We start from the raw sequence: 13,424 nt of genomic DNA on the forward strand, positions 1-13,424 counted from the left end.
AAAAAAATACTTTAGTAATAATAAAATTTTACTGGAAAAGCAAAAACTGATAACCAGCAGAAGGTTTATTTAGAAATTCAAATTCGTAAATTACTTTATATTGTTTTCCAGAAAATTTCCTGACTGCAATTTTATCACATTTAAAATTTAAATCAATTTCAGGAAAAATGTTTTCTGCCAAGTCTATTTGTTCATACTTCAGCTTTCTACCAATCGACATATGAGCGCTAGAACCAAATATTACGTTTATACCTTTGAAACCCTTTCTAAATCTTTGCAACAATCCATTTAAACCTTTCCCTGATGCTTTATCAGGCAATGCCACTACGCATTTTGAAGAGTAAGAACTCACTATTTTATTAAACGACACATTGAAATGTTTTTCAGAGTAGCAGAACGATTTCACATAATCTATAGCTGCTTTCAACTCTGATTCAAAAGCCTCAAATTCAATAACTGTCATATGAGCTTCAGAATTTCTACTAGAATACCAACCTACTTTATCAGCTAAGGTATCTTTCAATTTTTTCAGAATAGTTCTAACTTCTAACGAAGGGTGAATGACTATTGAATACTTAGCTCTTTCTAAATTCATCTCCATAATTTTAAATTCATTTTTAATCAAGCGCCACCGGGTTCATATGTATATCCAGCTTAGCAAATTTTAATACTTCAATGCTTTGAAAACCAAAATCCTCTACAACTTTACCTAAAATTAAATAGCATCCTTTTCCTTTAAATGGATACATAGGTGTCGAATTTGGAAAATGAATGGTATCAAAAAAATCGCCATTAGTATCTAAAAAAGTTCCAAACCACATTTTGGTATTTTTAATGGTATGTACAGTTTTTTCGCACATGTAATTACCAACCATTTTTATGGTTTTGCCAACGTATTTAGGCAAATCGGCGGCCATAATATCACCTCGGTAATTTGTTTTAAGAAAATCGAACATATTAAAGTTTAAAGGATAACCGAGCAACTCGAGTTCTGCATAAGCATCCTCAATTTTCGAATTTTCTAATGATGGTAAACTGTATGTTTTCTGTTGAATATTAAATAACTCTGCATGGTTTAACTTTTTTTGTTTATGCCCGAGGTAAGTATAAATATCCCAAAGTAACGTTTTCTTATCTTTCCCGGTAAATCTTAGCGCTCCTAAACGAATTAATAAAATTGCTTGTTCTAATGTAATCTGTGTTCTTTTTACAAATTGTTCTAAGCTTAAGTATAAACCATTTCTTCTTCGCTCTGCGGGAATTAATTCAATAAACTTATTTTCCAATCCTTGCACTCCAATAAAACCCATATAAGCATGATCGCCATTAATATTCACAACAGCATCGCTATGGTTTACACAAGGTAAATGAACTTTTGCTCCGGTTTTTTGAAGCTCGTGAACGTAAACCCAACGTGTGTAAAAGCCACCATAATTATTTAAAACTGCAACCATAAACTCTTTCGGATAATAGGTTTTAAGAAACAAACTCTGATAACTTTCTACCGCAAAAGATGCTGAGTGCGCTTTAGAAAAACTATATCCTGCAAAAGATGAAATTTGTCGCCAAACTTCTTTTATCAGTTCTTCAGAATGACCTTGTGCTCTTGCTGAAACAAAAAATTTATTCACCAATTCATCAAAAGCGAGTTTAGATCGGTATTTACCACTCATCGCTTTGCGTAGAACATCAGAATCTGCTAAATCCAGTCCGGCAAAATAATGGCAGACCTTAATTACATCTTCCTGGTAAACCATTACACCAAATGTTTCTTTTAATTGCTCTTTCATCTCCTCGCATAAGTATTCAACCTTATCAGGAGCATGGTAACGTTCGATAAATGCTTTCATCATTCCAGAACTTGCAACTCCCGGACGGATAATGGAACTGGCTGCTACCAGCGTTAAATAATTTTCGCATTTCAGCTTTTTAAGCAATTGGCGCATGGCCGGAGATTCTATATAAAAACATCCAATTGGCTGTCCCTCTTTTAAAATTTGATTGAGTTTACTGTCTTCTTTAAAAGTTTTAAAATCATGGATATCAATTTTTTGTCCTTTATTTTCTTCGATAAGGCGAACTGCTTCACGAATATGCCCAATGCCTCGCTGACTTAAAATATCGAATTTTTCGTAGCCAATAAGTTCTGCTTCATACATATCCCATTGCACAGTTGGGTAGCCTTTGGGCGGCATATCCAAAGCTGTATAATACGTAATTGGCTCTTCAGAAATTAAAATGCCTCCCGCATGGATAGAGCGTTGGTTAGGCATTTTAGACATCACATTGTGAACGAGTCTTATCTTTTGATAGACAGGATTTTTTAAATTTATCCACTCTCTGGTGGGGTCGCTGAAACTATCGATCTCATCTTTCGCTAAACCTAAAACCTTACCTATTTCGCGAATGATTGCTCTATCTTTAAAGGTGCTCATAGTACCTAGAAAAGCAACATGCCATTTTGGATATTTTTTAAAAATATATTGCTGAATAACTTCCCGTTCATCCCAGGCAAAATCTATATCAAAATCTGGTGGGCTGGTTCTTTTTTCGTGCAAAAAACGCTCAAAATATAAATCCAAATCAATCGGGTCTACATCTGTAATTCTTAAACAATAGGCAACAATACTGTTGGCGCCAGAACCTCGGCCAACATGATAAAACTTGCGTTTGCCCATTGCATACCGAACAATATCAAAAGTGATTAAAAAGTATGCTGAATATTTTTTGAAGGCTATAATCCTTAATTCTTTCTCTAATCTTTCTAAAGCAGTTGCATTATCTTTTCCATATCGATACTCAAGGCCTTTTAACGCCAGCTTTCTCAACAACAGCACATCCGATTCTTCACCTCTGGTATAATAGAATTTATTCTTTGACTGTATTTTCGGCTCAAAATACACTGACAAGTTACAGCTATCTATTAACTTTTGGGTATTTTCGATGATGAACGGATAGTTCTCAAAATGTCTTTTCAGCTCATCTTCTGAAATTAGCGTTTCACCTTTTAAACACTTAAACTCTTCCGGAACCTTGGTTAAAAGTGTATTCAAATCAATTGCCCGCATATATTCATGCAGTCGATAAGTTACTTTATCTGCCACGGTTACCGGATGCCAAACCACCAATTTATTTTTTTGATTTAGCATCTGATGTTTATAGAGGAAATTTAACTGAGAATAGCGAATACCAACAAACTCGTTTTCAGCTAAAACATAAGTACATTCTTTTTCAAATGGATAAATAATAAATACATTTTCGAATTTTGGAACTTTATCTGGTAGCGGTATATTATAAATGTTATGGTGGCTCAAAAATTCGTTAAGCTCTCGCATGCCCTCTTTATTTTTAGCTATCCCAAAATAAAGCAAGCGGTTATCTTTTCTAAATTCTATACCAGCAAGTGGTTTTAACTGATAAGGAATATTTCCTTTTTGTACTTCATCTGCCGCTTTAAAAATGCTTTGGTTCATGCATTCCCGAATAAACTCGATAGCACCAGTAGAGTTATTGATATCGGTTAATACAAGCTGATGAATATTTAAACTACGAGCCTGAGCTATAATGGCTTCAATATTCATTACGCCATATTTTAAACTATATGATGAGTGAACATTCAAAAACATTTTAACTATCGCTTAATTTGTTTGCTTGCGAAACATCAGAATTAATAAAGGTTCTAATCCTCGATTTTTTCTTTTCTTCCTCCCCTTTTTCCTTTTCAATCTTTTTTAACCGTGGATTATATTTTACAACCTTGCCATTTTTATCTTTTTCAGGTTGATTAACAATGCAGGCTTTCACAACAGATTCTACTCCATAACTCTTTCTAACTTTATCCATCGCTTGATATAAATCATACTCTTCTTCTGAAGTATGGTAAAGACCGATTTGCTCAAAGCCACTTACTAAATGAGATAATTTTACTCCAATTAACCGAAGCATCATGCGTTTACTGTAAAGTTTTTTAAATAAATCGTGGGCTTTGGTAATTAAAAAAGAATCTAAAGCGGTATAAGGAATCCGAGCCTGTTGCGTTACGGTTTCAAAATTAGAATACCGTATTGTAACTGTTATACAAGCTGTTAATTTCTGTTGACTACGTAACTCGAAGGTTAAATTTGTTATCATTCCGGTAAGGATGGCTTTCATTTTATTGATGTCCATACTATCGTTTTCAAAAGTTGTTTGTGTACCTATCGATTTCCTTTCGCGATAAGGAACTACAGGTGATAAATCAATCCCGTTGGCCTTTTGCCATAAATTAATTCCATGGTCGCCAAGTATTTTATACATCAACTCTTGCGGAATTTGAGCCAGCGTTTCTATCTTCCGAACGCCCATTTCGCTAAGTTTTTTATAAGTTGCATTACCAATACCGGGAATTTTATGCACCGATAAAGGATTTAAAAACGGGCGGACTTCTGGAAAAGGAATCTCTTTTTCCCCGTTTGGTTTACATTCATTAGTTACTACTTTAGCTACGGTTTTATTTACTGATAAACCAAAAGAGATAGGCAATTTTGTTTCTCTAATTATTGTTTGACGTAATTCTGAAGCAAACTTCATACAACCAAAAAACTTATCCATTCCCGTCATATCGATATAGTGTTCATCGATACTGGCTTTCTCAAACAAGGGAACACGTTGTGCTATAATTTCAGTAATTTCATGTGATGCTTCTGAATAATCGTCCATATTACCTCTAACAAAAATTGCCTGCGGGCATAACAGCCTTGCCGACCTACCGGGCATTGCAGCGTGAACGCCAAATTTGCGAGCTTCATAACTACAGGATGTAACTACTCCTCTATCAGAACCACCACCAACGATGACTGGTTTGCCAATTAAATCTGGATTTTTACGCAATTCTACTGAAACAAAAAATGCATCCTGATCCATGTGGATAATATTTTTCCCTTCCATAAACTACTTCTTTATCGAAACAAAAATATACTAAATTTATTAGTATTATAAAATATTTAGATTCTATTTATCAACATTTAACTAACCTTTTTAGTTTTAAAAACTAAAACTTTTAAAGCTAAGAGGTGTTCTTAACTATAGTAAATATTTTAACTTTAAAAGATTTGTTATGGCGAACGATAAAAAAGCAGACGACAAACATAAATCGTCTGGAACATCGAAAGAGAAAGCTACTTTTGACCAAAATGGAAAAGGCGCTTCAGATAAATATGGTCAGGCCGGAGATAAACCTAATGAATCAGGAAAAGAGGATGGCAAAGGAACCACTAATAAGGATACAAAAACTAAATAAAACAGAAAAAGTTGCCTGATTAAGCAACTTTTTTTTATTTAAAACTTTTAAAATCTATTTTTCATAGATACTCATCTTTTCAGCAAGTTCTATAATGCTTTTAATTTTAAGTTTTTGAAATAATCTTAATTTATAAGTGCTTACAGTGCCCATTTGCAGGTTAAGCTGATTGGAAATTTCTAAAACACCAACACCTTTTGTAAGCAACTCAGCTACTTCTAATTCTCTTCCAGATAGTTTTGTGAACGGATTATCTGCATCATTACCTAATATGCTATTAAACATATTCTCTTTAACATTTCTACTAGAATAACGGCTACCAGCTAAAATTGTAGTAATTGCAGTAACAATTTCAGACTCTTCTGCATTCTTAGTTAAATAGCCAGATGCACCAGCTTTTAAATAAGGAACAGCATAAATATTTTCGTTAAGAGATGAAAATACCAGAATTTTAGCGTTTGGTTGAATTGTTTTAATCTGTTCAATTACTTTCAGGTTATTCCCACCTGGCAAATTTACATCAATAATTATAAGGCTCGGAGATCTCTCAATCTCAACAAGTGCTTGCTCCATAGTAGAAGCTGTCAGTATTTGAACTCCCGTCCAAAAATCTGATATGAGGTTCTTCAAACCACGGCGAATAATTTCATGGTCATCAGCAATAAGTACTGAGAGTGTACTTACAGTATTTTTCGTTTTCATTGTTTGGTATATTGGGATGATTTAGTTACTTTTTTGTTCAATAGAGATAGAAATTGGTTTTAAAAATAGACTTTTTAGTTAATTTGGCTTGTATATGTAAATGTACATATTTAATTATTTACGTTAAAAAATTATTTTATTAATAGATTATATATTCTAAAGAAATAAAAAAATATATTGACATTTATCAAAAAAACAACAAACATTACATGAAATGGCACCAAAAAAGTCAGATTTTATTTAAAAATAAACTCCGTTGCATTTTAAAATGTTATTAAATTTTGCAAAAAGCTAAATTTTAGCCCTAATTCGACTTAAAGTTTCTAATCTAATCGCTAGAAAAGATGCTATGTATTTTAAAGAAACCCTATTTATTAAATCAGGAAAAGACACAAGAAATCTTTTATATCTTTTTTCAGCTGATGATATTCTACATAAATATGCTCTTTCTTCTGCAGAGCGATAACACAATTCCATCATTTTTCTTCCTACAATATTAGCTTCAGTATAGTTTTCATATAAATATTCAGAAAGCATATGTGGTATTGCAATTAACTCCACATCTTCTAAAGCTTGCAAATATTCTTCTGATTCTCCTGAAAGCCAAAGATTTCTGATAGTACCAACCACTTCATTTTCTTTAGAAATCCATGTTGTTATTTCAGTTTTTTCATCCTTAATAAAACCTCTTACAACTCCCTTTACAATTAAGAAAAGATGTTCATTTTTATCGACAGGAGAAATTATAAATTTATTTTTTTTGAAAAATACAGGAAATGTAGATTGATTAATACGCTCCTCAATATCCGGATTTAGTGGATGGATTTTTTTAAAAATCCCAACCACAGGCGAAACATTGTTGTATTTTCTCCACCTATCTTTTTCAGATAAATCAACAGTAAACATAGATTATTTAGGGGATTAAATAAGTTCAGTTCTTCTAAGAATAAATTCTTATGTAATAATAATAAGTTTGGAGTTAAAAACGAAGTTTATTTATAGATTTTACTAATCTTAATCATCGTTTTATAAGATTTTTTCTACTCCTAAGCCAAATAAAGCAAAATCGTACTTAACAGGATCTGCTGCATCAAAAGATTTTAAATTATTGGTAAGTTCTAAAGCAGTTAGCCAATCGGTTTGCTTACGATAAATTAAATTTAAATAGCGCCCAACTCTATCTACGTGAACATCGCAAGGACAAATCAAATCTTTAGGCTTTAAAATTCCCCATATACCAAAATCAACACCATTGTTATCCTGTCTAACCATCCACCTTAAAAACATATTTAACCTTTTACAAGTCGATTTTTGCAGAGGAGACGAAATATGTTTTTTGGTTCTATGCGGAAAATCTTCGAGAGAGAAAAAATAGCTCCTGAAGTAGTTTAAAGATTGCTCAATGGTAAAATTCAAATCTGGTATTAAGCAATTTGCTGATGATAACTCGAAATTTTCTAACGAAGAATCTGATGATAAAAACTCGTTACGAAATACATTTTGTTTTGGAACGAATGCCATTTCCAAACTATCGTAATTATTGTAATGAAATTTAAAAAATGAAATAAAATACAGCAGGTCGGTATCATTAAAAGTTCTGTGCTTAAAATTTAACAATCGCTTTAAATCGTTATCAGTATGATTCAAAACAAAATCATGCGGAGCATAATCCATCCTGCTTAAAAGCTCTTTACACTTATTGATTATTGTTTTTCGTTGCCCCCAAGCTAAAATTGAAGCAAAAAACCCTGCAATTTCAATATCTTGTTTTTTAGTGAATAAGTGCGGTATGCAAATCGGGTCATTCTCAATAAAATCTAGTCGATTATACTGCTCTACTTTCGAATCAAGAAAATTTTTAAGATCTAAAAAATCCATTCTTTTAATTAAAAAAAATCCGGAGATCGAATTACAAAAACGACCACCGGATTTTAAGAAGTGAAATACACTTATTTTAAAGCATTTTCTAAATCCTCTAATAAATCGTCTATATCTTCCACACCAACACTTAAACGCAATAAATTATCGGTAACACCAACTTTTTCACGCTCTTCTTTAGGTATAGAACCATGTGTCATGGTTGCAGGATGATTGATTAAAGACTCAACTCCACCTAAAGATTCAGCCAAAGTAAATACTTTAAAATTTGATGATATTCTGAATGTTTCTTGTAAATCGGCACCTTTAAGCGTGATAGAAATCATACCTCCGAAACCACGCATTTGCTTTTTAGCAATATCATGATTAGGATGTTCTTCAAAACCAGGCCAGTAAATTTTATCAACTTTTGGATGATTTTTTAAATATTGAGCAACCTTTTCCCCATTTTCGCAATGTGCTTTCATACGTAGATGTAGGGTTTTTATTCCTCTCAAAACCAAAAAAGAATCCTGAGGTCCTGGAGTTGCACCGCAAGCATTATAAATAAACCAAAGGTCTTTATACAATTGCTCATCGCTGGTTACCAAAGCGCCCATAACCACATCAGAGTGGCCTCCGATATATTTGGTAACCGAATGCATTACGATATCTGCTCCTAAATCGATTGGATTTTGTAAATACGGAGATGCGAAAGTATTATCTATCGTAAGGATAAGATTTTTCTCTTTTGTAATCTTTGCTACGCCTTCAATATCGATAATTTGCATAGTAGGATTTGTAGGTGTTTCAATCCAAACCAATTTTGTTTTATCATTGATGTAAGGAAGCATATTTTCAGGCTTAGATAAATCTAAGAAATGAAATTTTATGCCATATTTAGTAAAGATTTTGGTGAAAATCCTGTAAGAACCTCCGTACAAATCATTACCTGTGATCACTTCATCGCCAGGTTGCAATAATTTTAAAACTGCATCTGTAGCACCCATTCCGCTTGAAAAAGCCAAACCATATTTTGCATTTTCTAAAGCAGCAAGACAATCTTCTAGTGCTTTACGAGTAGGGTTTGTTCCTCTTGAATATTCATAACCTTTATTATCTCCAGGCGATTTTTGCCAGTAAGTAGAGGTTTGATATATTGGTGTCATCACTGCACCAGTTGTTGGATCAGGTTCTTGGCCTGCGTGTATAGCTTTTGTTCCGAATTTCATTATTGTATCAAGATATAAGTATAAAGTATTAAGACTAGCGTTATTCTAATCTGAAGTCGTAAATCTAGATTCTAAAATCTATTAATATGCCCTTGCAAATAGTACGCGTTGTGTTGATGGTTTTCCTGAGTAAATACAGATTCCATCTTCCAACTTATTATCTAACGGAATACAACGGATTGTAGCCTTTGTTTCTTCTTTTATTTTTTGCTCTGTTTCTGGAGTTCCATCCCAATGTGCTGAAATAAAACCTGCTTTATCATCAAGAAGCGTTTTAAATTCTTCATAGCTATTTGCTTCCGTTATATGCTCATCGCGATAAGCTAAAGCCTTATCAAACATTGCTTGCTGAATTTCTTCTAGTAGTTTAGCGATGTAAATATCCAACCCTTCTTGCGGAACGGTTTGTTTTACTTTCGTATCTCTACGGGCAATTTCTACTGTTTTGTTCTCAATATCTCTACCACCAATAGCAACACGAACCGGAACACCTTTTAATTCATAATCTGCAAATTTGAAACCAGGGCGTTGTGTATCTCTATCATCATATTTAACTGAAATACCAAAACCTTTTAAACGCATACTTAATTCGTTTACGTAGGCGGTTATTTTAGCTAAATCCTCATCACTTTTGTAAATTGGAACGATAACAACCTGAATTGGAGCCAATTTCGGTGGAATAATTAAACCAGAATCATCACTATGTGCCATAATTAATGCACCCATTAAACGTGTTGATACCCCCCATGATGAAGCCCAAACATAATCCAACTTACCATCTCTACCTGTAAATTTAACATCGAATGCTTTTGCAAAATTTTGTCCGAGAAAGTGTGAAGTACCAGCCTGAAGTGCTTTACCATCTTGCATTAAAGCCTCAATACAATACGTATCTAATGCGCCTGCAAATCTTTCATTTGGTGATTTTCTACCTCTAACAACTGGAACGGCTAACCAATTTTCAACAAAATCAGCATAAATGTGAAGCATACGTTCAGTTTCTTCAATAGCTTCTTGTGATGTAGCATGAGCCGTATGTCCTTCTTGCCATAAAAATTCAGCTGTGCGTAGAAATAACCTTGTACGCATTTCCCAACGAACCACATTAGCCCATTGATTTATTAAAATTGGTAAATCTCTGTATGATTGAATCCACCCTTTGTAAGTGTTCCAAATAATGGTTTCGGAAGTTGGACGAACAATTAATTCCTCCTCCAGTTTCGCAGTTTCATCAACAACAATGTTTCCGTTTCCATCATTTTTTAATCGATAGTGTGTAACCACTGCACATTCAGTTGCAAAGCCTTCAACGTGAGAAGCTTCCTTAGAAAAAAATGACTTTGGTATGAACAAAGGAAAATAGGCATTCTGGTGACCAGTATCTTTAAACATTTTATCCAAAACTGCCTGCATTTTTTCCCAAATTGCGTAACCATTTGGCTTTATAACCATACAGCCACGTACAGCTGAGTGTTCTGCCAAGTCGGCTTTTATAACAATATCATTGTACCACTGTGAGTAATCTGCTTCTCTGCTTGTAATTTCTTTGCTCATGTTATGTATTTGGAACGTAAATTGTATGTTAAATAATGTGAAATTAAGTTACAAATTTATAAATTTATGCCTACAAAACGATTATTGAAGCCTAGCATTAATTTTTATTGCTAATAAATTAGCTATCTGTTTCATAATTAATTTCGTATATTATGTTTAACACACACAACTAAATATAAACACAATGAAACCAATTAAATTTTTACCCATTGTTATGATAGCAGCCGCTGGGTTGGTTGCTTCATGCTCTACATCAAAATTGGCTCAAAATTCTGCAGCTGATGATGATGTTTACAACACTGTGGCTAAAGCCAGGGAGGTTGAATATCGTGCGCCTGCACCGCCACAACAGCAACAACAACAGTATGCTCAAGGCGATCAGGATTATGATGAATATTACGGAACAAGTAATCCTTACTATGATATGGATTACTCATCAAGAATAAATCGTTTCCATAATGGCTCTAGCTTTAGAGGTTATTATGATCCATACTACGATAACTTTTATTACGGCAATAATTTCGGTTATGGCTCAAGCTACGGTGTAACCAATTTCTTAGGTTATGGCGGCATGGGTTGGAATAACGGTTACGGCCTTGGTGGTTGGGGTGGATATGGTGGCTGGGGCGGTGGTTACGGCTACGGCAGCATCTGGAACAATCCTTACAACTTTGGCAATTTTGGTTATAATCCTTATTGGGGATGGAATTCTGGCTGGGGCTGGGGTATGAATTCTTACTATGATCGCTTTGGTTGGGGTGGCGGCGGCTTTTACGGAGGCGGCGGCTGGTTTGGCGTTGGTGGTGGTTATTATGGTGGCGGATGGGGATCTTACACCAACAATAACAGCAGACCAAGACCAAACAGAGATGGCGATAACCGTGGTTCTTATGGTAATGGTGGTTCCAGAACTCCTATTAGCGGAGGCAACTATGGCAGACCAGCAGTTTCAACAAACAACTCTGGTCGTCCGGAAAGATGGTCAAATGGTAACAACGGTTCTACTATAAATAATGGTCAAAACGGGCGTACAAGTACAAGACCATCACGTGATGATAGCTACACCAGACCTCAGATTCAACAATCGCAACCTCAACCTCAAAGCAGACCTGATCGTGGTAGTTATTCTCCTCCACCTTCTTCATCTGGAAGTAGTGGCGGTGGAAGTTCAAGCGGCGGTGGTGGCGGCGGCAGACCAACAAGAGGCGGCGGCAGATAGTTATAACACATTCACACAATTTATAAGATGAAACTAAGATCAATTTTTATTGTGGCAGGGATAGTTCTTGCCAGCAATTCTTTATATGCACAATACACCAGTGATGTGTTACGTTTTTCGCAACCAGAATTAGGAACTACTTCTAGATTTAAAGGTTTGGGTGGTGCTCAAACAGCTTTAGGTGGAGATGTTAGTTCGCTTTCAGGCAATCCGGCAGGATTAGGTTTTTTTACCAAATCTGAATTTACTTTTACGCCGGAGTTCAACAATTTTAAAGTTGGCTCAGAATATTTAAATAATAACTTATCTGATAAGAAGAGTAAAGCAGGAATCAACCAAGTTGGACTTGTATTCTACTCTCCTACTAACAGATCAAAAGGTTCAAGTTTAAATGATGGATGGGTGAGTGTAAATTTTGGAGTTGGATATAACAAAACCAATAATTTTAATCAGAACGTTACTTACGGTGGCAGAAATATAAAAAGCTCTATGGCCGATTACTTTGCAAATATTGCAGGGAATACACCAACAACAAGCTTAGCTTCTGGTTCATTAGAAAAAATGGCCTATGATAATTATTTAATCGAGTACGATCCAAGCGGTTATTTCCCGACAACGGCTCTAAATAACAATCAGCAAAATATTATTACTCGTTCTGGTTCTCAATCTGAAGTGAATATTGGTATGGCTGGTAATTATGGCAATAAACTTTATTTAGGTTTATCAGTAGGCTTGACTAATATTAATTACACTTCTGATGTTGCTTATTCAGAAACTGGAAATAACTTAACTTTTGCAGGACAAGATCCTGTTTTCTTAAATGGAACTTATAGTTTTAATTATAACTCTATTCAGCAAACTAGAGGTAATGGTATCAATGCAAAATTGGGCTTGATTTACAAACCAGTTAATGAATTAAGATTAGGTTTAAGTTTTGTTACACCAACCTGGTATAGTTTAACTGATAATTTTTCTGAAAATTTAAATACCAGATACAAAAGAGCAGATGGTACGAATGTTCCTGAATACACAAATCCGCTATCAAACTATAATTCTGAATATAGCTTGAGAACTCCTTACCGTGTAAATGGTGGTGCAGCTTATATTTTTGGAAACAGTGGTTTAATTACAGCAGATGTAGAATACGTAGATTACAGCAGTATTCATTTCTCATCTAACTTTGCTAATGAGGAAACAAATACCAACCGTGATATTGCCGCTTTATACAAAGCAAATTTTAATTACAGAGCAGGTATTGAATTTAAACTTGTAGATCAGTTTATGATTAGAGGTGGGTATTCTTATTCTGGAACTCCTTACAAAAATTTAGATTTTACAACTCAGGCTTATAGTGGTGGTTTAGGATATCGTTTCGATAACTATTATTTAGATGTAACTTACAGACATACTAAATGGGATTCGACAAATTCACCTTACACTATTTCATCAGATTATCCTGATTATAGTTTTACAGGTGCTGGTCCGACTGCAAATTTGAAAAATACTGCAGATAATGTATTCTTAACTTTCGGGGTTAGATTTTAAAGAATAAAATTCGAATTAAAAAGTCCTGATGAAAATC

General features: G+C 34.2%; 11 protein-coding genes. 3 read left to right on the top strand and 8 right to left on the bottom strand.

The genetic code is table 11. The features are described from left to right. Window positions 1–28 precede the first annotated feature (28 nt). From ACO05K_RS08165 to dinB, 3 genes are read right to left on the bottom strand one after another with little or no spacing between them, the layout of a single operon-like run. The gene (locus ACO05K_RS08165) at window positions 29–595 is read right to left on the bottom strand and encodes a hypothetical protein (RefSeq protein WP_421943951.1); all 567 of its coding nucleotides are present in this window, start codon (window positions 593–595) and stop codon (window positions 29–31) included. A 22-nt stretch (window positions 596–617) separates the two neighbouring features. Beyond that, window positions 618–3,626, bottom strand: coding sequence for a DNA polymerase III subunit alpha (gene dnaE, locus ACO05K_RS08170; protein ID WP_421943952.1), 3,009 nt, complete (start codon window positions 3,624–3,626; stop codon window positions 618–620). 1 nt (window position 3,627) lies between these two features. Continuing rightward, window positions 3,628–4,926, bottom strand: a complete 1,299-nt coding sequence (gene dinB, locus ACO05K_RS08175) for a DNA polymerase IV (protein WP_421943953.1) — start codon at window positions 4,924–4,926, stop codon at window positions 3,628–3,630. Window positions 4,927–5,095: 169 nt separating this feature from the next. Between dinB and ACO05K_RS08180 the strand changes: the two genes are divergently transcribed. Then, window positions 5,096–5,278, top strand: coding sequence for a hypothetical protein (locus ACO05K_RS08180; protein WP_421943954.1), 183 nt, complete (start codon window positions 5,096–5,098; stop codon window positions 5,276–5,278). 54 nt (window positions 5,279–5,332) lie between these two features. Here the strand turns inward: ACO05K_RS08180 and ACO05K_RS08185 are convergent, their stop codons facing one another. The 5 genes from ACO05K_RS08185 to proS all read right to left on the bottom strand — a co-directional run bounded on the left by ACO05K_RS08185 (window position 5,333) and on the right by proS (window position 10,623). Further along, entirely contained in the window at window positions 5,333–5,980 is a 648-nt protein-coding gene (locus ACO05K_RS08185) for a response regulator (RefSeq protein ID WP_421943955.1), read from the bottom strand. Between the two features lie 291 nt (window positions 5,981–6,271). Then, complete coding sequence (locus tag ACO05K_RS08190; RefSeq protein WP_421943956.1) at window positions 6,272–6,886, bottom strand: Crp/Fnr family transcriptional regulator; 615 nt, start codon at window positions 6,884–6,886, stop codon at window positions 6,272–6,274. A gap of 120 nt (window positions 6,887–7,006) precedes the next feature. Beyond that, a complete protein-coding gene (locus ACO05K_RS08195) occupies window positions 7,007–7,858 on the bottom strand; it encodes a TIGR02757 family protein (protein WP_421943957.1) in 852 nt (283 codons plus the stop codon). A 71-nt stretch (window positions 7,859–7,929) separates the two neighbouring features. Continuing rightward, window positions 7,930–9,069 carry a cystathionine gamma-synthase gene (locus ACO05K_RS08200; RefSeq protein WP_421943958.1) on the bottom strand — a complete coding sequence of 380 codons (1,140 nt, stop codon included), beginning with the start codon at window positions 9,067–9,069 and terminating at the stop codon, window positions 7,930–7,932. An 81-nt stretch (window positions 9,070–9,150) separates the two neighbouring features. After that, window positions 9,151–10,623, bottom strand: a complete 1,473-nt coding sequence (gene proS, locus ACO05K_RS08205; protein ID WP_421943959.1) for a proline--tRNA ligase — start codon at window positions 10,621–10,623, stop codon at window positions 9,151–9,153. Between the two features lie 184 nt (window positions 10,624–10,807). Here proS and ACO05K_RS08210 point away from each other — a divergent pair, with 184 nt between their 5' ends. Together ACO05K_RS08210 and ACO05K_RS08215 are read left to right on the top strand one after the other, a co-directional pair. Beyond that, entirely contained in the window at window positions 10,808–11,842 is a 1,035-nt protein-coding gene (locus ACO05K_RS08210) for a hypothetical protein (protein ID WP_421943960.1), read from the top strand. A gap of 27 nt (window positions 11,843–11,869) precedes the next feature. Further along, window positions 11,870–13,387, top strand: coding sequence for an OmpP1/FadL family transporter (locus tag ACO05K_RS08215; protein ID WP_421943961.1), 1,518 nt, complete (start codon window positions 11,870–11,872; stop codon window positions 13,385–13,387). Window positions 13,388–13,424 lie beyond the last annotated feature (37 nt).

It is taken from the genome of Pedobacter sp. (genome assembly GCF_965227205.1).
GTDB lineage: Bacteria > Bacteroidota > Bacteroidia > Sphingobacteriales > Sphingobacteriaceae > Pedobacter.

What these genes read in the sequence shown, in the direction of transcription:
- dinB (WP_421943953.1), bottom strand. Translation starts at nt 4,926, where the DNA reads ATGGAAGGGAAAAATATTATCCACATGGATCAGGATGCATTTTTTGTT.
- ACO05K_RS08180 (WP_421943954.1), top strand. Translation starts at nt 5,096, where the DNA reads ATGGCGAACGATAAAAAAGCAGACGACAAACATAAATCGTCTGGAACA.
- ACO05K_RS08190 (WP_421943956.1), bottom strand. Translation starts at nt 6,886, where the DNA reads ATGTTTACTGTTGATTTATCTGAAAAAGATAGGTGGAGAAAATACAAC.
- ACO05K_RS08195 (WP_421943957.1), bottom strand. Translation starts at nt 7,858, where the DNA reads ATGGATTTTTTAGATCTTAAAAATTTTCTTGATTCGAAAGTAGAGCAG.
- ACO05K_RS08210 (WP_421943960.1), top strand. Translation starts at nt 10,808, where the DNA reads ATGAAACCAATTAAATTTTTACCCATTGTTATGATAGCAGCCGCTGGG.
- ACO05K_RS08215 (WP_421943961.1), top strand. Translation starts at nt 11,870, where the DNA reads ATGAAACTAAGATCAATTTTTATTGTGGCAGGGATAGTTCTTGCCAGC.
- ACO05K_RS08185 (WP_421943955.1), bottom strand. Translation starts at nt 5,980, where the DNA reads ATGAAAACGAAAAATACTGTAAGTACACTCTCAGTACTTATTGCTGAT.
- proS (WP_421943959.1), bottom strand. Translation starts at nt 10,623, where the DNA reads ATGAGCAAAGAAATTACAAGCAGAGAAGCAGATTACTCACAGTGGTAC.
- ACO05K_RS08165 (WP_421943951.1), bottom strand. Translation starts at nt 595, where the DNA reads ATGAATTTAGAAAGAGCTAAGTATTCAATAGTCATTCACCCTTCGTTA.
- ACO05K_RS08200 (WP_421943958.1), bottom strand. Translation starts at nt 9,069, where the DNA reads ATGAAATTCGGAACAAAAGCTATACACGCAGGCCAAGAACCTGATCCA.
- dnaE (WP_421943952.1), bottom strand. Translation starts at nt 3,626, where the DNA reads ATGTTTTTGAATGTTCACTCATCATATAGTTTAAAATATGGCGTAATG.